This window comes from Actinomycetospora termitidis (genome assembly GCF_030286555.1).
GTDB classification, from domain to species: Bacteria; Actinomycetota; Actinomycetes; order Mycobacteriales; family Pseudonocardiaceae; genus Actinomycetospora; species Actinomycetospora termitidis.
The window spans coordinates 554,511-576,377 of record NZ_JASVWF010000001.1; the positions used below are offsets into that span (position 1 = coordinate 554,511).

Annotated in this window: 18 protein-coding genes; 6 read left to right on the plus strand and 12 right to left on the minus strand. The window is 75.4% G+C overall.

Annotation, left to right across the window (positions count from 1 at the left end):
• Nucleotides 1–34: 34 nt before the first annotated feature.
• The 7 genes from trxB to QRT03_RS02795 form a co-directional block, all read right to left on the minus strand.
• On the minus strand, nt 35–1,048 hold the full coding sequence (gene trxB / locus QRT03_RS02765) for a thioredoxin-disulfide reductase (protein WP_286050921.1): 1,014 nt from the start codon (nt 1,046–1,048) through the stop codon (nt 35–37).
• Nucleotides 1,049–1,106: 58 nt separating this feature from the next.
• The gene (locus QRT03_RS02770) at nt 1,107–1,826 is read right to left on the minus strand and encodes a hypothetical protein (RefSeq protein ID WP_286050922.1); all 720 of its coding nucleotides are present in this window, start codon (nt 1,824–1,826) and stop codon (nt 1,107–1,109) included.
• Nucleotides 1,823–2,470 carry an RNA polymerase sigma factor SigM gene (sigM, locus tag QRT03_RS02775; protein ID WP_286050923.1) on the minus strand — a complete coding sequence of 216 codons (648 nt, stop codon included), beginning with the start codon at nt 2,468–2,470 and terminating at the stop codon, nt 1,823–1,825. Before sigM ends, QRT03_RS02770 begins: the two co-directional genes overlap by 4 nt.
• A gap of 60 nt (nt 2,471–2,530) precedes the next feature.
• Nucleotides 2,531–4,495, minus strand: coding sequence for a protein kinase family protein (locus QRT03_RS02780; protein ID WP_286050924.1), 1,965 nt, complete (start codon nt 4,493–4,495; stop codon nt 2,531–2,533).
• A gap of 177 nt (nt 4,496–4,672) precedes the next feature.
• Nucleotides 4,673–6,616 (minus strand): murein biosynthesis integral membrane protein MurJ, encoded by a 1,944-nt coding sequence (gene murJ / locus QRT03_RS02785; RefSeq protein ID WP_286050925.1) that lies wholly within the window; start codon nt 6,614–6,616, stop codon nt 4,673–4,675.
• Between the two features lie 560 nt (nt 6,617–7,176).
• Nucleotides 7,177–9,462 (minus strand): DUF6049 family protein, encoded by a 2,286-nt coding sequence (locus QRT03_RS02790; protein WP_286050927.1) that lies wholly within the window; start codon nt 9,460–9,462, stop codon nt 7,177–7,179.
• Nucleotides 9,459–9,944, minus strand: a complete 486-nt coding sequence (locus QRT03_RS02795; protein ID WP_286050930.1) for an NUDIX hydrolase — start codon at nt 9,942–9,944, stop codon at nt 9,459–9,461. The genes QRT03_RS02790 and QRT03_RS02795 overlap by 4 nt, the downstream gene beginning before the upstream one ends.
• Before the next feature lie 191 nt (nt 9,945–10,135).
• Between QRT03_RS02795 and QRT03_RS02800 the strand changes: the two genes are divergently transcribed.
• On the plus strand, nt 10,136–11,533 hold the full coding sequence (locus tag QRT03_RS02800) for a CCA tRNA nucleotidyltransferase (protein ID WP_286052037.1): 1,398 nt from the start codon (nt 10,136–10,138) through the stop codon (nt 11,531–11,533).
• 108 nt (nt 11,534–11,641) lie between these two features.
• On the plus strand, nt 11,642–12,223 hold the full coding sequence (locus QRT03_RS02805; RefSeq protein ID WP_286050932.1) for a hypothetical protein: 582 nt from the start codon (nt 11,642–11,644) through the stop codon (nt 12,221–12,223).
• Here QRT03_RS02805 and QRT03_RS02810 read toward each other — a convergent pair.
• Complete coding sequence (locus tag QRT03_RS02810) at nt 12,109–13,557, minus strand: MFS transporter (protein WP_286050933.1); 1,449 nt, start codon at nt 13,555–13,557, stop codon at nt 12,109–12,111. The two genes, QRT03_RS02805 and QRT03_RS02810, sit on opposite strands and share 115 nt — an antisense overlap.
• A 146-nt stretch (nt 13,558–13,703) precedes the next feature.
• Here QRT03_RS02810 and QRT03_RS02815 point away from each other — a divergent pair, with 146 nt between their 5' ends.
• Entirely contained in the window at nt 13,704–14,306 is a 603-nt protein-coding gene (locus tag QRT03_RS02815) for a YqgE/AlgH family protein (RefSeq protein ID WP_286050934.1), read from the plus strand.
• A gap of 7 nt (nt 14,307–14,313) precedes the next feature.
• On the opposite strand, the gene QRT03_RS02820 is transcribed toward QRT03_RS02815, so the two are convergent.
• Nucleotides 14,314–14,817, minus strand: a complete 504-nt coding sequence (locus QRT03_RS02820) for a hypothetical protein (protein ID WP_286050936.1) — start codon at nt 14,815–14,817, stop codon at nt 14,314–14,316.
• A 33-nt stretch (nt 14,818–14,850) separates the two neighbouring features.
• On the opposite strand from QRT03_RS02820, the gene QRT03_RS02825 reads away from it, so the two are divergent.
• A complete protein-coding gene (locus tag QRT03_RS02825) occupies nt 14,851–15,345 on the plus strand; it encodes a DUF427 domain-containing protein (protein ID WP_286050938.1) in 495 nt (164 codons plus the stop codon).
• A 1-nt stretch (nt 15,346) separates the two neighbouring features.
• Here the strand turns inward: QRT03_RS02825 and QRT03_RS02830 are convergent, their stop codons facing one another.
• Nucleotides 15,347–15,817 (minus strand): SdpI family protein, encoded by a 471-nt coding sequence (locus QRT03_RS02830; RefSeq protein ID WP_286050939.1) that lies wholly within the window; start codon nt 15,815–15,817, stop codon nt 15,347–15,349.
• A 103-nt stretch (nt 15,818–15,920) separates the two neighbouring features.
• Between QRT03_RS02830 and QRT03_RS02835 the strand changes: the two genes are divergently transcribed.
• Both QRT03_RS02835 and QRT03_RS02840 read left to right on the plus strand, forming a co-directional pair.
• Nucleotides 15,921–18,851: a leucine--tRNA ligase gene (locus QRT03_RS02835; protein ID WP_286050941.1), complete on the plus strand. Its 2,931-nt coding sequence runs from the start codon at nt 15,921–15,923 to the stop codon at nt 18,849–18,851.
• 211 nt (nt 18,852–19,062) lie between these two features.
• Nucleotides 19,063–19,983, plus strand: coding sequence for a hypothetical protein (locus QRT03_RS02840; protein WP_286050943.1), 921 nt, complete (start codon nt 19,063–19,065; stop codon nt 19,981–19,983).
• 155 nt (nt 19,984–20,138) lie between these two features.
• Here QRT03_RS02840 and QRT03_RS02845 read toward each other — a convergent pair whose 3' ends face one another.
• Both QRT03_RS02845 and QRT03_RS02850 read right to left on the minus strand, forming a co-directional pair.
• On the minus strand, nt 20,139–21,212 hold the full coding sequence (locus QRT03_RS02845; RefSeq protein WP_286050945.1) for an inositol-3-phosphate synthase: 1,074 nt from the start codon (nt 21,210–21,212) through the stop codon (nt 20,139–20,141).
• 45 nt (nt 21,213–21,257) lie between these two features.
• On the minus strand, nt 21,258–21,827 hold the full coding sequence (locus tag QRT03_RS02850; RefSeq protein WP_286050946.1) for a PadR family transcriptional regulator: 570 nt from the start codon (nt 21,825–21,827) through the stop codon (nt 21,258–21,260).
• Between the last annotated feature and the right edge of the window lie 40 nt (nt 21,828–21,867).

The window sequence follows — 21,867 nt, forward strand, 5'->3', positions numbered from 1 at the left end:
TCGGGTCGTGGACGGGTCGGTGGTTCCGGGTCGGTCAGGACGCCGGGACGGCGTCGAGCTCGGGGGTGAGCTCGGTGCCCGCACCGGGCTTGGGCGACGTGGCCGGCGTACCGGTCGCCGGGTTCTCGGCGAGCCAGCGCTCGGCGTCGATCGAGGCCGTGCAACCGCTGCCCGCGGCCGTGACGGCCTGCTGGTAGGTCTTGTCGGTGAGGTCACCGCACGCGAACACGCCGGGCAGGTTCGTGTAGGTGCTCGGGTGCTCGACGAGGACGTAGCCCTCGTCGTCGGTGTCGACCTGGCCGGCGAGCAGCGCCGACCGCGGGTCGTGCCCGATGGCGACGAACATGCCGGTCGCCTCCAGGGTGTCCTCCTCGCCGGTGACGACGTCCCGCACCCGCACGCCGGTCACGGCGCCGTCCCCGAGCACCTCGGTGACGACGGCGTTCGTCCGGAAGCGGATCTTGTCGTTGGCGCGGGCGCGCTCCAGCATGATCCCCGAGGCCCGGAACTCCTCACGACGGTGCACGATCGTCACCGATCGGGCGAACCGCGTCAGGAACGTGGCCTCCTCCATCGCGGAGTCGCCGCCGCCGACGACCACGATGTCGTGGTCGCGGAAGAAGAAGCCGTCACAGGTCGCACAGGCGCTGACGCCGTGGCCCAGGAGGCGCTCCTCGCCGGGGACGCCGACGTAACGCGGCGCCGCTCCCATCGCGAGGACGACCGACCGGGCCCGGTGCTGCTCGCGGCCCACCGTCACGGTCTTGACGTCACCGGCGAGATCCAGGGCGTCGACGTCGGCGGGGCGCAGGTCGGCGCCGAAGCGCTCGGCCTGGCGGCGCATCTGGTCCATGAGCTCCGGGCCCATGATGCCCTCGGCGAACCCGGGGTAGTTCTCGACCTCCGTGGTGGTCATGAGAGCACCACCGAACTGGCTGCCCTCGAAGACCACGACGTCGAGCTGCGCCCGTGCCGCGTAGGTCGCCGCGGTGTAGCCGGCCGGTCCGGAACCCACGATGATCACGTCGTGGATCGTCTGCTCACTCACGTCCGCTGAAACGTCGCCCACCGCCCCAGGATTCCCCACCGGGTGTCGCCCGGACCACTCACCCGCCCACGGTGACGTCGGCGAGCCCGTCCGGCGAGCCCGGGGCGCAGTCGGGACCCACGACGAGCAGGCGGAACTCGGCCGCGCGGCCGGTGGGCAGCACGTAGAGCGTCCCGGGGCGTCCGTCCAGGACCACGGCGCGGGCACCGACCGGCACCGTGCCCGCGGGCAGGCCGTGGGCGACCAGGCAGCCGGTCCGTGCGGCCGGGTCGGCGAGCGGGCCGCCGTCGCGGGCACCGAGGCCCGAGCGCCACGCCCGCGGGAGTTCCCCGGACGCCAGGACGACCGGCCGGCCGGGGTCCGGGGCGGGCGACGGGGCGGCCGTCGGGGCGGGCGACGGGGCGGGCCCGCCGGCGGACACGCCCAGGACCCCCACGACGACGGCGGCCGCGGCGGCGGCGAGCAGCCCCGCGGCCAGGAACCGACGCCGACGCGGTCGGCCGACCCGGGGCGACCGGGTGGGACCCGGCCCCGCCGCGCCGCCGTCCGTGGTCCCGGCGGCGCGCTCCGCCGCGACGGCGGCGGCGAGGGCGTCCGCGAACCCGGCCGGCGCCGCGGGACGGGGCGCGGCGGCCAGGTCGGCCCGGGTGCGGTCGAGGGCGGCGAAGAGTTCCTCCTCGCCGGGCCCGGGCGCCTCCCCGTCGCCGTGCCGCGTCGCCGCGTCCACCGGCCCCGCGTCGCCGGGTGCTCCCCCTCCCCCGGCCGACCGCTCGCTCATCGCTCTCCTCCCGTCGGGCTGCGCACGTGGCCTCCCGGGGCTCGGACGTCGCCGGACCCCGGATCGTTCCCGATCCGCCCCGATCGGTCCCCGGCCGACGCGCCCCCGGGTCGCAGGTGCCCGAGCAGGAGCGCCAGCCGGTACCGTCCCCGCGCCGCCCGACTCTTCACCGTGCCCTCCTTGACCTCCAGCACCGCGGCCGCCTCGGCCACCGTCATGCCCTCCATGTCGACCAGCACGACGGCCGCGCGCTGCGGGAGCGGGAGCCGCCCCAGGGCCTCCTCGACGGCGAGGACCCGCTCGCGGTCGACGATCGGGTCCCGGCGCAGGGGCACGTCGAGCGCGGCGGTGAGCGGGGCGGCGCTGCGGTGCCGACGGCGCCGCAACCGGTCGAGCGCCGCGTGGTGGACGATCCGGTGCAACCAGGTCCGCACGGAGGCCTCCCCGCGCCACCGCCCGGCGTGCCGGAACGCCGAGAGCATCGCGTCCTGGACGACGTCCGCGGCGTCGTGCTGGTCCCGCACGATCCGCACCGCGTAGGCCCACAGCGGGTCGCGGTAGCGCCGCACGAGCTCGTCGAAGGCCAGCGGCTCACCCGCGACGTGCGCGACCAGCAGCGCCTCGTCGGAGCGGTCGTCGTCCACGGGAGCGGACGCTAGGCGGCCCGCGCCGGGGACAGGGGCGGTTTGACCGAACCCGGCCGGTCAGCCGGCGCCGATCACCGTGACCTCGGCGATCTCGCTGGAGTAGTTGCCGTCGGACGGGGCGAGCCCGGTGATCCACACCAGCAGGTTGCCGGTCGGTGTCCCGGCCTGCAGCGGGATCGTCGTCGTGTCCCCGGAGACGGTGCCCGTGCCGAGCAGCTGGGTCTGCGCCAACGGCAGGTTCGGGGCGGCCGCGGACCGGATCTCGATCGTCGTGCCCGGGCTGGGCGACCGGACGACGACCTGCGCCGGCCTGGCCGGGGCCCGGAACGTCGTCATGAGCCCGATGCCGGGCTTGAGCGACGGGAACTGCTGGCGGTAGTCGGAGGTCGACCAGGTGGTCGACGGGTCGTTGTCTGCGGCGCGACCGACCCGGTCCGGGTTGTCGGGGTTCCCGGACGGGTCGTAGACCGCGATGCTCGCGAGCTGCACGGGGCCGCTCGGCGCCGCCGGCGCCGCGGGGACCGCCGGCACGGCCGGTGCCGACGGGGCCGGGGCGGGCGGCGCGGAGGTCGGGATGACCAACGGGGGCCCGGAGGACGGTCCGCCGCCGAGCAGCGAGACCGCCTGGAAGGCCACGAACGCGACGATCGCGAGCACGGCGACGACGAGCAGCGTCACCCCGATCCGCAGCTTGCGGCGGGTGGACGGGTCCTGCCGTTCGGAGTCCTCGTCGTCGGGGTGCCAGACCGCGCCGTCGTCGTCGGCGAGCTGGACGCCGTCCTCGGTCAGGGGCAGCAGCACGCCGTCGTCCTCGGCGCCCTCGCGCAGCTGGCGGATCAGCCCGTGCACGGCGGCGGCGGTGCGGATGCCGCCCGTGGCGTCGAGGGTCCGGTCGACCAGCGCCGCGAGCCCGACCGGGAGCGCCGGGCGCAGGTCGCGGATCGGGGCGACCGCGCCGGACGCCCCGCGCGGGGCCGCCTTCAGCCCGGCCGGGGTGCTCCCGTCGGTGGAGGGCCAGCGCCCCGTCAGGAGCAGGTAGAGCGTCGCGCCGAGACCGCGGACGTCGTCGTCGACCTCGGCGTCACCGCGCGGCATCGGGAAGGCCAACCGGGCGTTCGCCCGCGACGTGACGCGGACGCGCTGCGGGTGGTCCAGACCCAGGACCAGCCCGGCCCGGTGGGCGTCCGCGACCGCCTGGGCGAGGGGTTCGACGACGCGCAGCGCCGCGCTCGGCGAGAGCGGGCCGCCGGCCACGAGCTCGGCGAGGTCCCGCCCCGGGGTCCACTCGGCCACGGCCGCGCCGAGGACCCCGGCGGGCAGGCGGCTCGACCCGGGCTGGATGACGTCGAGGACCCGCGCGGCGTGGCGGTGGGAGAAGTGCGCGGAGCGGGTCGCCCGGGACAGCGCGGAGGACGCCCGCGCGTCCGCCTGCCAGCCCCCGACCAGCAGGGTCATCGCGACGTCGCGCTCGAGCGTCGTGTCCCGCGCCTTCCAGAGCGCGGCGTCGGCCGGCCGGTCGCGGCCGACCTCGGCGACGAGCCGGTAGCGGTCGGCGATCACGGTGCCGGGTACGAGGGCGCCGTTCCGCCCGACCGGGATCGGGCCCGACGACGGCGGGCGTGGCCCGGGCGGCGGCGTCGGCCGGCGGGTGCCGCGCCGGGTGCCGGCCGTGCGGCCCCCGGTGCCGCCCCGGCGGGGGCCGTCGGGCAGGAGGGTGGTCGGGCCGTCGAGACCGTGCCCGGACGGGGCCGCGGCGTTCCCCCGCGGCGGTGTCTCCGCGACGGGCGGGACGGCCGTGGTCGGCGCGTCGGGCTCCGACGCGGCCGCGACCTCACCGTCGTCGTCCGGTTCGGGCGCGGCGGGCTCCGTCCCGTCGTCCTCGACACTGTTCCCGACGGCGGGTGCGGGCGGGTCGACGGGCCCGCTCCCGGATCCCCCGGGGTCGGCGGTCTCCGCCGGGTCGACGACGGCGCCCGAGCCGGGCCGGGACGGGGCCGGGACCGGCACTCGTCGCCCGCTCATCGCGTCGTCCACCCCTCACCTCCGGGCTCGCCCCACCCGTGACGGCACCACGGCCCGGCGACCCGGGATCACGTCACGCGGCGAGCCTACGGGACACCCGCCCCCGCGTCGTGGACGCAGGCCCGGGCGCGACGCCTCTCACCGTGGCGCAACCGCGACGTGGTTCCCCCGCTCGGGTCAACGCCCGACCAGGCGTCGCAACCGGGTGACGACGGGATCGAGCTCCGGCACGCGCAGCAGCCGCATCGCGACCGCGAGGACGCCCAGCGAGACCACGCCGCCGAGCACCACGGTCAACCAGGCCCGCCCGACGGCCCCCGTCCCGGGCAGCAGCCGTTCGAGCAGCGTGACCAGCAGGACCGCGACCAGCACCGCCATCACCGACGCCAGGCCGGTGAGCAGCATCGTGCGCAGGACGCGCCGGGTGTCCAGCCGGCCGAGCCGTGACCGCAGCCAGATGTCGCCGGTCACCATCCCGACCACGAACCCGAAGGCGTTCACGGCGGCGAGCCCGAGCACCACCTGCTCCGGTGGGAGCAGGACGGGGCACAGGTAGGCCAGCGGCACCTTCACCGCGGTCATCACGACCATGATCAGCGTGGGTGTCCGCGCGTCGGCCATCGCGTAGAAGACGCGCAGCTGCAGCATGACGACCGCCATCGGCAGCAGCCCGAAGGCCGAGGCCGACAGCGTCGCGCCCAGGGTCGCCGCGGACGCGCCGCCGGACTTGCCGAGCGAGAACATCGCGATGCCGAGCTGGGAGCCGAACACCGTGAGGATGGCGCTGACCGGCAGCAGCGTGACCGTCGAGAGCCGGGAGCCCAGGGACAGGTCGGCCACCACCTGGTCGAGGCGGCCGTTCGCGGCGGCGGCGCTCATCCGCGGCATCAGGGCGGTGAGCAGCGAGACGCCCAGGACGCCGTAGGGCACCTGGATCAGCAGCCAGGCGTTCGCGTAGACCGAGGGTCCGCCGGGGTCGGAGGACAGCGCGACGCGCAGGATCGCCGTCAGCCCGACCTGCGAGATGATCACGTAGGCGACCACCCAGGCGGCCAGCCCGCCGAACGCGGACAGCCGCGGGTCCCAGCCGAAGCGCCATTTCCAGCGGAAGCCGGTCCGACGCATCGCGGGCAGCATCACCGCCGCCTGCAGCACGATGCCCAGCGTGCTGCCCAACCCCACCACCAGCAGCTGCGTGGTGGAGATCCCGCCGTCGGGCGGGCTCGGCAGGAACCAGTACACGGCGAGCGCCGCGAGGACGACGACGTTGTTCAGCACCGGGGCCCACGCCGCCGGACCGAACACCGCGCGGGCGTTGAGGATCGCGCCGAACAGCGCCCCCATCCCGTAGAAGAAGATCTGCGGCAGGAGCAGGTACGCGAAGTCGACCGCGAGCGGGCGGTACGCCTCGTTCTCGATGTAGGGCAGGACGAGCAGGGGCGCGGCGACGACGGCGAGCGTGGTCGCTACGGCGAGCGCCACCGCCGCACCGGAGAGCAGTTTCCGGGCGAACTCGTCCCCGTCGTCGCCGTCCTCCTTGGCGGCCCGCACCAGGACCGGGATGACGACGCTGGTCAGGACCCCGCCGAGCAGCAGCTCGAAGATGATGTTCGGGAGCGTGTTCGCGATCTGGAACGCGCTGCCGACCAGCTCCAGGCCGATCGTCGCCGCCAGCGCGAGCGTGCGCAGGAAGCCGGTGAGTCGGCTCACCAGCGTCGCGATCGCCATCCCGCCCGAGGCCTTGACCAGGGACGAGTCGTCCCGGTCGTCGCTGGGGGTGCGCGGGGCCGGGACGGCGGGGGCGTCCTGCTCGAGCGGCGGGCGCGGCAGCAGGACGGTCTCGTCGCGGGAGTCGCCCACGGTCCACGACGCGAGCGGGGCTCCCCGGGCGACCGTGGCGTCGGGGTCGGCGAGGGCGGCGAGCCGGGTGGTCGCCTCCTCGACGCGGGCGGGCGCGGTCCGGGTGGAGTCGTCGTCCGGCGCGGTCCCCGGGCGGTCGGGGTGCCGGAGAGCGCGCGCGGGCACCGTGGCCGCGTCGCGCGGCTGCGCGCCGAGCGGGCGGGTGGCGCCCGGGTCGGGCGTGCGGGAGCCGCCGGGCGGCATCGGGCCGGGCGAGGGCACCGGCCCGGGCAGGGGTGCCGCTCCCGGGGGCGGCGGTCCCGGGGTTCCCGACGGCGGGTGGGCGGTCCCGGGTGGGCGGCCTCCCCGGAGCGGGGGCGCCGGCGGGGCCCCGGGGGGCGGTGGACCCGCTGACCCGGCCGATCCGGGCGGTCCGGGCGGCGGGGGTCGTCGCGCCGGCTCCGTGCGGGGCTCGGGCGGCGCGGTGCGGGCGTCGGGGGCGCGCGGCGGCCCGGCCGGCGGCGGACCTGACGGGGCCCCGGACGGTGGCCGCGGCCCGGCCGGCGGGACCTGGCCCGGACCGGGGCCGTGACCCGGAACAGTGCCGTGACCCGGACCCGTCGGACCCCGGCCCGCGGGTGGGGCCGGCCGCTCGGGCGGCCGCGGGGGCCCGTGCCCACCGGGCGGCGGGGACGCCGGCCCCGGGGACGGCTCGTCGACCGGCGCGGGCGGCGGCGGGACGACGACGTACTCGTCCGGGTCGTGGGGGGAGGTGTCGTGGGACGGCTGGGGAGCGTCGGGCGCCGGTCCGGCGCCGGAGGTCCCCCGACCGGGGCGGCCGGTCATCGCGCCTGCAGCGGACGGTCGCCGTCCTCGGTCGTCCCCGCCCCGCCCGGCCCCGTCGTGTCCGTCGGACCCCCGTCCGGACCGTCGCTCGGCGTCGTGGACCGACGTCTGCGCCGGGACCGCTGCTCGCGCCGGGCCGTCCGGACCCGCAGCGCCACCCGCAGGCTCGCCAGGATCACCAGCACGACGGCTGCGGACGCGGTCAACCACACCGTGATCGTGCCGTAGGCGGTCGATCTCAGCAGCAGACGAGCGGTGGGTCCGAGCGCTTCTCCCCCGGGCGTGCGGGCCGTCGCGTCGATCGTGAACGGCCCGCTGCGCTCGACGTCGAGCGCCACCTGGAACTGGTAGCTCCCGAAGGCGGGCACCTGGCGCACTCCGACCGGGGACGCGCGGACGCCCGGCGTCGGCTCCAGCGCCACGGTGACGTCGACGGCGACCGGGAGCTGGTTCTCGACGGTGAGCAGCAGCGGCGCGTCGCTGGAGCCCAGCGAGTAGGTCCCGGCGGGCTGGATCACCCGGACCATGCCGCGCAGGGTGCGCATCTGGGCGGCGACGTCGTCGGCCGCGGCCCGTTGCAGCGCGGGGTCGCCGCGGCCGGCGGCCGAGAGGCTCCGCAGCAGCGCCCCGGTGAGCGGTTGCACGTAGTCCGACGGGGTCGGTGCGCCCGCCCGGTCCTGGCGGCTCGCGGCGAGCAGGTCCCGCTGGTCGTCGCGCACTCCCCGGATCTCATCCAGGATCGCCGGGGACTGGTCCGAGACGGCGGCCCGGTCACCGGGACCGAGGGCCACGGGGGCCGCCGTGCCGGCCGTGCGCGCCACGAGGGTGCCGACGTCGGTGGGGACGACGAGCCCGCGCCGGGCGAGGTCGGTGATGCCGGCGAGCAGGGCCGCGGCCGCGGTCGCGTCGGCGCCCCACACCGGGGGCGGGGCGAGGACCGTCGTGCGGGGCGGCGCGGGCGGCTGGTCCGGCCCGGCCAGGGAGCGCAGCGCGGTGACGGCGAGCGCGTCCTGCGTGGCCAGGGCCCCACCGGCCGGCCCGGTGGCGGGGTCCTCGGCGAGGGCGCGGGCCGCGAGCGGGTCGGTCGCGACGGCGAGCGTGCTGCCGTCGCCGCCGGCGAAGCGACCGGTGCCGCCGGGCGGGACGCCCCCGGTCAGCGTGGACCCGTCGACGACGAGCGCGCGGGCGCCGCCGGTGACGAGGTCGGCCAGGCTCCGCTCGTCGAGCAGGCCGCCGACCGGGACGGTCGTCCCCGGGACCGGGCTGACCCCGAGCAGGTCCGCGGTGCGGCGCTCCCCGAGCGTCCGTGCGGACGTCGTCAGGTCGCTCATGTTCCCGCGGCTGGTCGCGAGCAGGTCGGCGTCGGCGTAGGGCAGCGCGACCACGCACCGGCCCCGGGCGGTCGCCTGCACCGCCGCCAGCCAGCGACCGGCCGCGTCGGCACCCGTCCCCGGACGCGGGCCGGTCGGGCTGGTCACCTCGTAGCCCGCGCTCATGTCCCGGGCGGTCTCGAGGAGGTCGGCGTCGACGGCGAGGCAGGTCGCGGCGGCGGCGGGGCTGCCGGGCGGGGCGGCGCGGGCCAGGGCGGTGACCAGCCCGTCCAGGCGGCCGCCCGGTGCGAACGACGCGGCCAGCGAGTCGTCCGCGAGCAGGGTGGGGCTCCCGGGCGGCACCGCGAGGCGCCGGGGCCGGTCGGAGAGCGGGTAGAGCAGTGAGACCGCGCCCGGCGTCGGGGCGGCCGCGGGCCGGCCGGGCAGCCCCGTCACGGGCAGCAGGAACCGCAGGGCGGCGAGCCGCTCCGGCGCGGTGTCGGTGCCCGGGGTGCCGTTCACCTCGACGACCAGCGGGTAGACGCCGGGACCGGGCAGTGCGAGGGCGGCCGGCGGCACCCGCAGCGTCACCGGGGCCTCGTCGCCGGGGTCGAGCACGCCCGCGACGGGGGTGAACGGCGGGGCACCGGCGGACGGGTCCGGGGAGATCGCCCCGCCCAGCGCGCGGTCCACCTCCCGGTCCGCGGCCACCGCGGCGCCGCGCTGGACCCGGACGCCCAGGTCGCGGACCGGGACCGGCCCGCGGTTGGTCACGCGCCCGGTGATCGTCACCTCGGTGGTCTCGGGTCCGACGACCCGGGGGGCGGCGTCCACGGTGAGGGTCACGGTGCCCGTCGGGCCCTGCCGCGGGGCCGCGTGGGCGCCGCCCGCCGTCACCAGGGCGGGGAGGAGCGCGACCACCGCCGTGACCAGGAGGTGCAGGAGGGTCCGCCGGGCCCCTCCAGCGATCACGCGGACTCCTCCAGGATCTCCGCCGCCAGCCGCACCAGGCGCCGCTCGTCGGCGTAGGCCAGGCGCGACCCGAGCTCGGCCAGCGGCACCCACGCGACCTCGGTGACCTCGACGTCCTCGTCGGAGAGCTCGCCGCCCCGGGCCGTCAGCAGGAAGTGCTGGACCGTCTTGTGCACCCGGCGGTCCTCGGCGACGAACCAGTAGTCGATGCTGCCGAGCGGGGCCTGCACGGCCGCGATGATGCCGGTCTCCTCCTCGACCTCGCGCACCGCCGCCTGTTCCGCCGTCTCGCCCTCCTCGATGTGGCCCTTGGGCAGCGACCACAGGAGCCGCCCGCGCCGGTCCAGGCGCCCGATCAGCGCCGCGGCGCCCTGCTCGGCGTCCACGACGAGGCCACCCGCGGAGAACTCGTCCACCGTGCGCATGCGCCGCCGGGGACCGCGCCGACGGCGGTCGGCGGGTCGGCGCGGCGACGGGGGCATTCCGTGATGGTACGGCCGACGGACGTCCGACGGGGTCGTGACGAGGCCCGGCCGGCGCCCCTCACCGGGTGGTCCGGGTGGGCCGCGCGATAGGCTGTCCCGCCGTGCCCGGACCCGTCCAGACCGCTCCACCTGCCGTCGAGAACGCCGGAAACGAGCAGCACGCCGACCGCGACGCCGGTCAGACTGCCGTGGTGGAGCTGTTGCGCTACTCGCCCGTCGCCGACGAGCTCGGTCGGCGGTTCGCCGACGCCGGGCACCGCCTGTACCTCGTGGGGGGCAGCGTCCGGGACGCGTTGCTGGGCCGCCTGTCGGCCGACCTGGACTTCACCACCGACGCCCGTCCGGACCGGGTCAAGAAGATCGTGTCGGGCTGGGCCGAGGCGGTCTGGGACACCGGGATCGAGTTCGGGACGATCGGGTTGGCGCGGCACGGCGTGACGCTCGAGGTCACGACCTTCCGGGCGGACACCTACGACGGCGTCTCCCGCAATCCCGTCGTCGCCTTCGGCGACACCGTCGAGGGCGACCTGGTGCGCCGGGACTTCACGGCCAACGCCATGGCCGTCTCGCTGCCCGACCGCACGTTCGTCGACCCGTGCGGCGGGCTCGCGGCCCTGGCCCGCGGCGTGCTCGACACCCCGATCGAACCCGAGCGCTCCTTCGCCGACGACCCGCTGCGGCTGCTGCGCGCGGCCCGGTTCGTCTCCCAGCTCGGGTTCACGGTGGCGCCGCGGGTGCGCGAGGCGATGGTCGCGATGGCCCCGCAGCTCGCCAGGATCACCGCCGAGCGGGTGCAGGCCGAGCTGACGAAGCTGCTGCTCGGCGCGCACCCCCGGGCCGGGATCGAGCTGATGGTCGGGACCGGGCTCGCCGAGGCCGTGCTGCCCGAGGTCCCGGCGATGCGTCTGGAGATCGACGAGCACGCCCAGCACAAGGACGTCTACGAGCACTCGCTCACCGTCATGGAGCAGGCGATCGACCGGGAGACCGACGGCCCGGACCTGACGCTGCGCCTCGCGGCCCTGCTGCACGACATCGGCAAGCCGGCGACGCGGAAGGTCGAGCCGGGGAACCGCGTCAGCTTCCACCACCACGAGGTGGTCGGCGCGAAGATGACCCGCAAGCGGCTGCGCGAGCTGCGCTACCCGAAGCAGCTGATCGACGACGTCTCGCAGCTCGTGTTCCTGCACCTGCGCTTCCACGGCTACGGCAAGGGCGAGTGGACCGACTCCGCCGTCCGGCGTTACGTCACCGACGCGGGCCCGCTGCTCGACCGGCTGCACCAGCTGGTCCGCTCGGACTCGACGACCCGCAACAAGCGGCGGGCCGCGGCCCTGCAGCGCACCTACGACGACCTCGAGGAGCGGATCGCGCGGATCTCCGAGCAGGAGGACCTCGCGCGGGTGCGCCCCGACCTCGACGGCAACGCGATCATGGAGCTGCTCGGGGTCGGGCCCGGACCCGTCGTCGGGAAGGCGTGGCGGCACCTCAAGGACGTGCGCCTGGAGAAGGGCCCGCTCGATCGGGACGAGGCCGAGGCCGAGCTGCTGGCGTGGGCGCGCGCGGAGGGGATCCTCGACTCCTGAGGTGCCCAGTGACGTCAGCACTGCGGCCATGCTGACGCTGGACGTCACATTCGCGGGTGGTACGGACAGGCCCGGAACCGATCACGGGCGCCGGGAGTCGGTACCGGTGTGATCACCTACCACTTCGGCACCGGCCACGGGCCGGTCCACCGCCACCGCTCACCGGCCGACCGGACGGTGGGCGGCGGCGCGCCGGACGCGGTCGCGCTCGACTTCGACGGTGACGGGCGGGTCGACGACGCGCTGTGGGACTCCGACGGCGACGGCGTCGCCGACCGCGCCCTGCTCGACCTCGACGACGACGGGCGGCCCGAGCGGGCCTTCACCGACCCGTCCGGCCGCGGCGTGTGGGACGGCCGCGCGGAGCCGTCGCGGCTGGGCTTCTCCGACGTGCGCGGCCGGGCGGGTGAGGTCGCCGCGGAGCGGGACACCGACGGCGACGGCGTTCCCGACGGCGGGTGGGCGGACGTGGACGACGACCCCGCGACCCGCGAGGTCGTCTGCGACCTCGACGGCGACGACCGGGCCGACCAGCTGCTCGTCGACCACGACGGCGACGGCCGGTTCGAGAGCGCCTACGCGTCGTCGTCGGCGGCCGGGCGCTGGGACGTGCTGCTCGCGGACACCGACTCCGACGGGGCCGTCGACGTCGAGGTCGCCGAGGGCGCGCCGGGTTGGGTGCCGCCCTGATCCTCGGCCGCCCCGCCGTCGGGCCCGCGGGTGTCCCCGACCGGGACGCCGCGGCGCAGCGCGATCTCGTGGACCACGAGCCCGAGCACGTAGAGCCCCGCAGCGAGCACGACCAGGCCGACCGAGCGCCCGTCGAACGGGGCGAGCAGCGCGGCCGCGGCGACGGCCAGCACGTAGGTGACGTTGAAGACCGTGTCGGAGAGGGCGAACACGCGTCCACGGCGGGCGTCGTCGACCTCGCGCTGCACGGCCGCGTCGGAGCACAGCTTGATCGCCTGCCCCACGAGGCCGAGGACGAAGCCCGCGCCGAGGATCGTCGGGAGGGTCATCGGCAGGCCGAGCGTGAGCAGGGCGAGCACGGCCAGGACGAGCATGATCCGGACGGTCGCGGGCCGGCCGACGCGGGCGGTCAGCCACGGCGTCACCACGGCCGCGACCCCGAGTCCGGCGGCCGCCGCGACGACCGTCTCGCCGAGCCCGGCCACGCCGGCCTGCAGCGGTCCCCAGTCGGTGAGGCCGTTGCGCATGAGCAGGAGCATCACCAGCGTCGCGACGCCGAAGGCGAGCCGGTGCGCGGCGACCGCCCAGAACGCGGCCACCACCCCGGGCGCCTCGCGGGCCGCCCGGGCCCCGTCGACGAGGCCCAGGGCGACGGCCTTCAGCGCCCGGGCCGCCTCGGACGGGTCGTCGGGACCCAGCGAGCCGCGCGCGAAGCCGACCGCCACGGTCACGATCACCACCGAACCGACGACCGACGCCGCCGCCGCGATCCCGGACTGCGCGTCGCCCGCGCCGATCAGGCCCGTCAGCGCGAACGAGCACGCGGCGCCGACAGCGGCCGCCACCGCCCCGCTCGTCGTCACCAGGGAGTTCGCCGCCACCAGCCGCCGGGGCGCGACGACGTGCGGCAGCGCGGCGGACAGGCCCGCCTGCACGAACCGGCTGACCCCGATCGTCGTCAGGGCGCCGAGGTAGAGCGCGGGCCCGGTCACGCCGGCCGCGACCACCGCCGCCGTCACGAGTGTCAGCACCGCGCGCAGCCCGCCCGCCACGATGAACACCCGGCGCCGGTCCCACCGGTCGAGCAGCGCGCCCGCGAAGGGTCCGACCAGGGAGTACGGCATCAGCACGACGGCGAGCCCGAGCGCCACGAGGACGGGGTCGGACTGGCGCTCGGGGTTGAACAGCACGGCCCCGCCGAGGGCGGCCTGGAAGACGCCGTCGCCCCACTGCGCGCCCAGCCGGATCGTCAGCAGCCGCAGGAACCCGGGCTGCGCCGCGAGGTCCCGACGACGGCCGCGCTCGGGGGGCGTCCGGTCGGGCGGGGCGAGCACGGCACCGCACGCTACGCGGCCCGACGCGGGTGCCGGGAGGGCGCGGTAGAGGTCGTCACCGCGGGTGTCCGCCAGGCGGGTGTGAGGTGCTCGCAGCGGGGGCGGTCGGGCTGACCGTCGCCGGGCGGTGGTGCCACGATGGGGACGTGGCCGAGGGAACCCGCGACGAGCCAGCCGAACGGTCGGCCCAGCCGGTGGAGGCGGGCACGCTCCTGGTCTCCGCGCCCTCCCTGACCGACCCCAACTTCGTCCGCACGGTCGTGTTCGTGATCGACCACCGGCGCGAGGGGACGCTCGGCGTCATCCTCAACCGGCCCAGCGAGGTCGCGGTGTCCGACGTCCTGCCGACGTGGGGTCCGCACACCTCGCGGCCGAGCGCGGTGTTCGTCGGCGGGCCGGTCGAGCAGAAGACCGCCCTCTGCCTCGCCGCCCTGCGCACCGGGGAGGACCCGGGCGCGACGGCGGGCGTGGTCGGGGTCCGCGGACCGGTGGCGCTGGTGGACCTCGACGGCGACCCGGAGGCCCTCGCCCCTCGGGTGCGCGGCCTGCGGGTGTTCGCCGGCTACTCCGGGTGGGACCGGGGCCAGCTCGCGGGCGAGATCGCCCGCGGTGACTGGTACGTCGTGCCGGCGCTGCCCGACGACGTCCTCGCCCCCGCGCGCTACGACCTGTGGGGCGGCGTGCTGCGCCGCCAGGGCGTGCCGCTCGCGCTGCTGGCCACGCACGTCTCGGAGCCGACGCGGAACTGACCGCCCGTCAGTGGGCGAGCAGCTTCACCGCCACCACCAGCCCGCCGATCACGAGGTTGACCGCGCCGGAGACCAGCGCCGGGAAGAGACCGGCACCCATCCGGCGCCCGGCGAGCAGGCCCCACGCGAAGAGCGCGGCCGCGTCCACCCCGACCGAGACCCACAGCGCCGTCACCAACGGCAGCACGCCCAGGGCGGCCAGCCCGACCATGATCAGGGGGCCGATCGCCGCCGTGAGCAGCGGCGAGGTGACGTAGAGCATGTGCCCGAGGTCGTGGCCGCGGGCGAGCCTGCCGTACAGCACGCGGTGCGACTGCTGGTCGGCCGCCACGGTCGCGAGCCAGAGCCCCGCGGCGGTCGCCGCGACGGATGCGGCCGCGGCGACCGCGCTGTGCGTGTCGCCCAGCGCGAGCCCCGCGGTCACCGCCACGACGGAGAGCAGCGCGTAGATCCGTTCCTTGAGCCGCTCGCCGAGCACCTCGACCGGGGGCGGCGCGTGTTCGTCGGACACGCGCCGCACCCTAGGTGCGCCTACCGTGGCGGCGTGCGACGCGAGGAGCCCGGGCCTGGTCAGGAGTCGGTGTGGGACTACCCGCGACCGCCACGGGCGGAGCGGGACGGGCGCCGGTGCGTGATCACGCACGCGGGCACGGTCGTGGTCGACACCGACGACCTGGTGCGGGTCCTCGAGACCAGCCACCCGCCGACGTTCTACCTGTCGCGCACCGCGTTCCCGGACGGCGTGCTGCGACCGGCCGACCGGCGGACCGTGTGCGAGTGGAAGGGGACGGCCCGGTACGTCGACGTCGTGCTGCCGGGCGTGACCCTGGACGGGATCGGCTGGTGGTACCCGGAGGGTGACGTCAGCGCGACCTACCCGGAGCTCGCCGACCGCGTGTCGCTGTACCCCGCCCCGTTCGACGAGATCACGCTCGACGGCGAGCGGGTGGTCCCGCAGCCCGGCGGTTTCTACGGCGGGTGGATCACCGGCGACGTCGTCGGCCCGTTCAAGGGCGGGCCGGGCACCTGGGGCTGGTGAGCTACGAGCTGCTGCGCGGGCAGATCGCGCACGAGCCGGCGCAGGCCGACTGCTCGGCCGCCCCGCAGCCGTCGTCGGGAACCGGGACGGAGCAAGGCTGTGCGGGGCGGTTCTCGGCCTCGAGCGTCGCCGCGCGGTCCGCCTCGGCGTAGCGACCACCGACGGCGCCGCCGACCCCGAGCAGCACCACCAGCCCGAGCGCGCCGACGACGAGCAGCGTCACGGCCGCCGTCGTCACCGGGCTCACCATCGCCGCGACGCCCGCGGCCAGTCCCAGCACCCCGGCGCCGACGAACGCCGGCGCGGCGACCCGGTTGGCCCGGCGGAACGCGTCGACGCGCGCCATCGTCCAGCCCGTGCGCACGCCGATCACGCGGTTGCGCGGGAGGCGGTGCGTCGCGGCGAGAACTCCGACGACACCGACGGCGAGTGCCGCGACGACGAGCACGGCGGCCAGCACGGGGACGACCATGGCCCCAGAGTAGGCTCGATGGTCGTATCGCCGGTCCCCGAGGGACCCGGCCCCGCCCCGGCTGTCGATCGCGCCGGAGGCCAGTGGTGACCAGGAGGAAGCCGTGACCGCCCAGCCCGACGTCGCCCGGCGGGAGACTCCCGGGGCCGCCGTGCCCCCGTTCCGGTACACCGCCGCGCTGGCGAACGAGATCGAGGCCCGCTGGCAGGACCGGTGGGAGGCCGAGGGCACGTTCGAGACGCCGAACCCCTCCGGCCCGCTGTCCGACGGCGAGACGCTGGACCCGGCCGAGAAGTACTACCTGATGGACATGTTCCCGTACCCGAGCGGTGCGGGGCTGCACGTCGGGCACCCGCTGGGCTTCATCGGCACCGACGTGCTCGGCCGCTTCCTGCGGATGACCGGGCGCACCGTGCTGCATACGATGGGCTTCGACGCCTTCGGCCTGCCCGCGGAGCAGTACGCGGTGCAGACCGGGACGCACCCGCGGACCACCACCGAGGCGAACGTCGAGCGCTACCGCGCGCAGATCCGCCGTCTGGGGCTGGCGCACGACAAGCGGCGGTCCGTGTCGACCACGGACGTCGAGTTCTATCGCTGGACGCAGTGGATCTTCCTGCAGATCCACGGCTCGTGGTTCGACGTCGCGCAGGACCGGGCGCGCCCGATCACCGAGCTGGAGACGGAGTTCGCCGCCGGGACGCGCGCTCTTCCCGACGGGCGGTCGTGGGACGCGCTCACGCGCCCCGAGCAGGACCGCGTCCTGGACGGCCACCGCCTGGCCTACCTGGCCGACGCGCCGGTCAACTGGTGCCCGGCGCTGGGCACGGTGCTCTCCAACGAGGAGGTCACCGCCGACGGGCGCTCCGAGCGCGGCAACTTCCCCGTCTTCCGGCGCAACCTGCGCCAGTGGATGATGCGGATCACCGCGTACGCCGACCGCCTGGCCGACGACCTGGACGGCGTCGACTGGCCGGAGTCGGTCAAGGCGATGCAGCGGAACTGGATCGGGCGCTCGCAGGGTGCGTCGGTGCGGTTCGGCGTCGCCGGTTCCGCCGCGCCGATCGAGGTCTTCACGACGCGGCCCGACACGCTCTTCGGGGCGACCTACCTGGTCCTGGCGCCGGAGCACCCGCTCGTGGACGCGATCCTGCCTGCCGCGTGGCCGCAGCCCGGGACCGGTGAGGAGCTCGACGGCCGCTGGACCGGGGGCGCCGAGACGCCGGCGGACGCGGTGGTGGGCTACCGCAGCGTCGTCGCCTCACGCTCGGACCTGGAGCGTCAGGAGGCCCGCGACAAGACCGGTGTCTTCACCGGGGCGTGGGCGACCAACCCGGTGAACGGCGAGCCGCTGCCGGTGTTCGTCGCCGACTACGTGCTGATGGGCTACGGCACCGGCGCGATCATGGCCGTCCCTGGGCAGGACCAGCGCGACTGGGACTTCGCGACGGTGTTCGGCCTGCCGATCAAGCGCACCGTTCAGCCGCCGGAGGACTTCGACGGCGAGGCGTACACCGGCGCGGGTGCGGCGATCAACTCCGCGAACTCCGAGGTGTCCCTGGACGGGCTGGGCGTCGACGAGGCGAAGTCGACGATCATCGCGTGGCTGGCGGAGCGCGGCGACGGCGAGGCCGTCGTGCAGTACAAGCTGCGCGACTGGCTGTTCAGCCGGCAGCGGTACTGGGGCGAGCCCTTCCCGGTGGCCTACGCCGCCGAGGGCGAGACCGACGGTGGGCCGTCGATCCCGCGCGCGCTCCCCGACTCCGACCTGCCGGTGCTGCTGCCCGACGTGGACGAGTACGCGCCGAAGACCTTCGCGCCCGACGACCGGGACTCCGCGCCGGAGTCGCCGCTGGCCCGGGCCGGCGAGTGGGTGGCGTTCGGCGAGGACCTGGCCTCCGACCCGGAGCGGGGCTGGGCGGACTACGTCCGCGAGACGAACACGATGCCGCAGTGGGCCGGCTCGTGCTGGTACCACCTGCGCTACCTCGACCCGACCAACACCGAGCGCTTCGTCGACCCCGACGTCGAGCGGTTCTGGCTGGGACCGCGCCCCGAGGTCTTCGGCGCGGGCGACCCGGGCGGGGTCGACCTGTACGTCGGCGGCGTCGAGCACGCGGTGCTGCACCTGCTGTACGCCCGGTTCTGGCAGAAGGTGATGTTCGACCTGGGCCACGTGTCGTCCTCGGAGCCGTTCCGGCGGCTGTTCAACCAGGGCTACATCCAGGCGTGGGCCTACACGGACGCGCGCGGGGTCTACGTGCCGGCCGAGGAGGTCGTCGAGGCCGAGGGCGGCGGATTCACGTGGAACGGCGAGCCCGTGTCCCGCGAGTACGGGAAGATGGGCAAGTCGCTGCGCAACGTCGTGACCCCGGACGAGATGTGCGCGACCTACGGGGCCGACACCTTCCGGCTCTACGAGATGTCGACGGGTCCGATGGAGGCGTCGCGCCCGTGGTCGACCCGCGACGTCGTCGGCTCGCAGCGCTTTCTGCAGCGCGTGTGGCGGCTGCTGGTCGACGAGCAGGACGGGTCGCTGCGGGTCTCCTCCGCCGAGCCCGGTGACGAGACCCTGCGGTTGCTGCACCGGACCATCGACGGCGTGCGCACCGACTTCCCGGCCCTGCACTACAACACCGGTGCCGCGAAGCTGATCGAGCTGTCGAACCACCTGACGAAGACCTATCCCGACGGCGGGTGCCCCCGCTCGGTGACCGAACCCCTCGTGCTGATGCTCGCGCCGCTCTGCCCGCACCTCGCCGAGGAGCTGTGGTCGAAGCTGGGCCACCCGACCTCGCTGGCGTACGCCGACTTCCCGGTCGCCGACGCGTCCCTGCTGGTCGAGGAGTCGGTCGTCTACCCGATCCAGGTCAAGGGCAAGGTGCGCTCCCGGATCACGGTGCCGACCACGGCGTCGGAGGACGAGATCCGGGCGGCGGCCCTGGCCGACGAGAAGATCGCGGAGATCCTCGGGGGCGCGGAGCCGAAGAAGGTCATCGTCGTGCCCGGCCGTCTGGTGAACGTGGTCCCCTGAAGCCACGTCGAGCGAAGGGCACCCTCGCTCGAATAGGTGGGCCGTGGGCGCCCTTCGCCAACGGCGCCGCCCTCCGGCTCGGCTGAGCGAAGGGCCCCTTCGCTCAATAGACCCGCCGGTGGGCGCCCTTCGCTGACGACGATGGATCCAGGGCGGCCCGGGCTGCGTCAGCCCCTGTGTGCCCCCACGTACCAAGGTCGACTGGAACGCGGTGTCCGACGCCGCCCCGTCGAACCTCATCCTCGTCCGAACCCTCCTCGCGCTCGGCGTCCCGTCGAGCACCATCGCGTTCCGCTGCCGCAAGGCCGGCGGGATGTGGTGGCATCCGCTGCAGGGCCTCGTCGCCCTGGTCCGCGGCGTCCTGACCGTCCACCAACGGCTCGTCGCCGCGCTGCTCGTGGCGGGCGACGAGGCCATGGTCACCGGTCTCGCGGCCTGTCGGCTGTACGGCCTCGACCGGGTCCCGGACCACGACCAGGTCCACGTCCTCATCCCGCACGAGCAGCGGCGGCGGTCCGAGGGCTTCCTCCTCGTCGAACGCACCTCACGACTACCCCCGAACCCGGTCGTCCGGGACGGCATCCGGTGCGCGCCGCTGGTCCGCGCTCTCGTCGACGCCGCCCGACGTCTGATGCGGATCGACGAGGTGCGGGCGCTGCTGTGCGAGGCGGTCCAGCGCCGCATGGTCACCGTCGTGGCCCTGCGTGCGGAACTCGAGGCCGGCTCGGGTCGCGGCGCCGCCCTCGTGCGTCAGGTCGTCGTCGAGCTCGAGGACGGGATCCGCTCCGCTGCGGAGGGCTGGCTGCGCGAGATGGTGCGGGCGATGCCGGAGTTCACGGCGATCCGCTGGAACGTCGCGCTCCGCCTGCCGAATGGTCAGAAGTTCGTCGCGGACGGCTTCCTCGACGGGGTCGCCCTCGCCATCGAGCTCCACTCGTTCGCCCACCACGCCGATCTCGCGACGTTCGACGCGACGATGCGGCGGCAGGCCGAGATGATCGCCGCCGGGATCGTCGTCGTCCCCGTGACGCCGAGAGAACTGCGGGACGACCCGGCCGCGGTCCGCCGCAAGCTCCGGGACGCCCTCGAGCAGGCCCGCCTGCGCCCGCGACCCGCCGTCGTCGTGATCTGACCCGGAACGAGCGAAGGGCCCCTTCCGTCGATCTACTCGACCGAAGGGGCCCTTCGCTCAACCGCCGGTCCCGCCGAACGAATTGGCGATGGGCGCCCACGGCCCATCTACTCGACCGAAGGGGCCCTTCGCTCAACTCGGGGCGCGGGAAGAGCTCAGTCCTCGCCGCGGATGAAGGCCTCGACCCGCTCGTAGGCCACCGAGTCGCGGTACTGCTCGGGCGGGGACTTCATGAAGTACGACGAGGCGCCGAGCAGCGGGCCGCCGATCCCCCGGTCCTTCGCGATCTTCGCCGCGCGGACGGCGTCGATGATGATCCCGGCCGAGTTCGGGGAGTCCCAGACCTCCAGCTTGTACTCCAGCGACAGCGGCACGTCGCCGAAGGCGCGGCCCTCGAGGCGGACGTAGGCCCACTTGCGGTCGTCGAGCCACGGAACGTGGTCCGACGGGCCGATGTGGACGTTGTCCTTGCCCATGTCGCGGTCGACCTGCGAGGTGACCGACTGGGTCTTCGACGTCTTCTTGGACTCCAGGCGCTCGCGCTCGAGCATGTTCTTGAAGTCCATGTTGCCGCCCACGTTGAGCTGCATCGTGCGGTCGAGCTGGACGCCGCGGTCCTCGAAGAGCTTGGCCAGCACCCGGTGGGTGATGGTCGCGCCGACCTGGGACTTGATGTCGTCGCCGACGATCGGCACGCCCGCGTCGGTGAACTTCTGCGCCCACTCCGGGTCGGAGGCGATGAACACGGGCAGGGCGTTGACGAAGGCGACGCCGGCGTCGAGCGCGCACTGCGCGTAGAACTTGTCGGCCTCCTCGGACCCCACCGGGAGGTAGGAGACGAGCACGTCGGCGCGGGCCTCGCGCAGCGCGGCGACCACGTCGACCGGCTCGTCGTCGGCCTCGGTGATCGTCTCGCGGTAGTACCGGCCCAGGCCATCGTGGGTGTGCCCGCGCTGGACGATCACCCCAGTCGGCGGCACGTCCGCGATCTTGATCGTGTTGTTCTCGCTGGCGGTGATCGCCTCGGCCAGGTCCTGCCCGACCTTCTTCGCGTCGACGTCGAACGCCGCCACGAAGGTGAGGTCCCGGACGTGGTACCCGCCGAAGTCGACGTGCATGAGACCCGGCACGCGGGCGGCCGGGTCGGCGTCGGCGTAGTACGTGACGCCCTGGACCAACGAGGCGGCGCAGTTGCCCACGCCGACGACGGCCACACGGACCTGACCCATGGATGTTCTCCTTCGATTCGATGTATCGCTCACGACGGCGGGTCGTCAGCCCGTCGGTTCGTCGGTGCCCCGGCCCAGCGACCGCTCGTGGTCGATGAGCTCGTCGAGCCACCGCACCTCGCGCTCGGTGGTGTCCAGTCCGAGGCGGTGCAGCTCGCGGGTGTACCGGTCGATCTGTTCGCCGGCCCGGGTCATCGTCGACCGCAGGCCGTCGCGCCGCTCCTCGACACGACGTCGGCGTCCCTCCAGGATGCGCATCCGCACCTCGGCGGGGGTGCGGGAGAAGAAGGCCAGGTGGACGCCGAACCCGTCGTCGTCGTACGCCTGCGGACCGGACTCGCCGAGCAGCTCGTCGAGCCGGTCCTTGCCCTCGGCCGTGATCTCGTAGACCCGGCGGCTGCGCCGTCCCTGGCGTCCCCACCCCGTGCCGGAGGTGGTGGCCACCGGCTCCTGCTCCGCGATCAGCGCGGCGCGTTGCAGACGGCGCAGGGTCGGGTACAGCGAACCCCACGAGAACGGCCGGAACGACCCGAGCCGCGCGTGGAGCTGTTTGCGCAGTTCGTAGCCGTGCATCGGGGTCTCACGCAGGAGTCCGAGGACCGCGAGCTCGAGCACCGTCGTCCCCTTCCCCTCGGCGCGTTCCGACCCGCGATCA

Bases quoted from the DNA above. Each gene is read 5' to 3' on its own strand.
- QRT03_RS02770 (WP_286050922.1), bottom strand. From the start codon at position 1,826: ATGAGCGAGCGGTCGGCCGGGGGAGGGGGAGCACCCGGCGACGCGGGG.
- QRT03_RS02780 (WP_286050924.1), bottom strand. From the start codon at position 4,495: ATGAGCGGGCGACGAGTGCCGGTCCCGGCCCCGTCCCGGCCCGGCTCG.
- QRT03_RS02830 (WP_286050939.1), bottom strand. From the start codon at position 15,817: ATGGTCGTCCCCGTGCTGGCCGCCGTGCTCGTCGTCGCGGCACTCGCC.
- QRT03_RS02795 (WP_286050930.1), bottom strand. From the start codon at position 9,944: ATGCCCCCGTCGCCGCGCCGACCCGCCGACCGCCGTCGGCGCGGTCCC.
- QRT03_RS02845 (WP_286050945.1), bottom strand. From the start codon at position 21,212: ATGGGTCAGGTCCGTGTGGCCGTCGTCGGCGTGGGCAACTGCGCCGCC.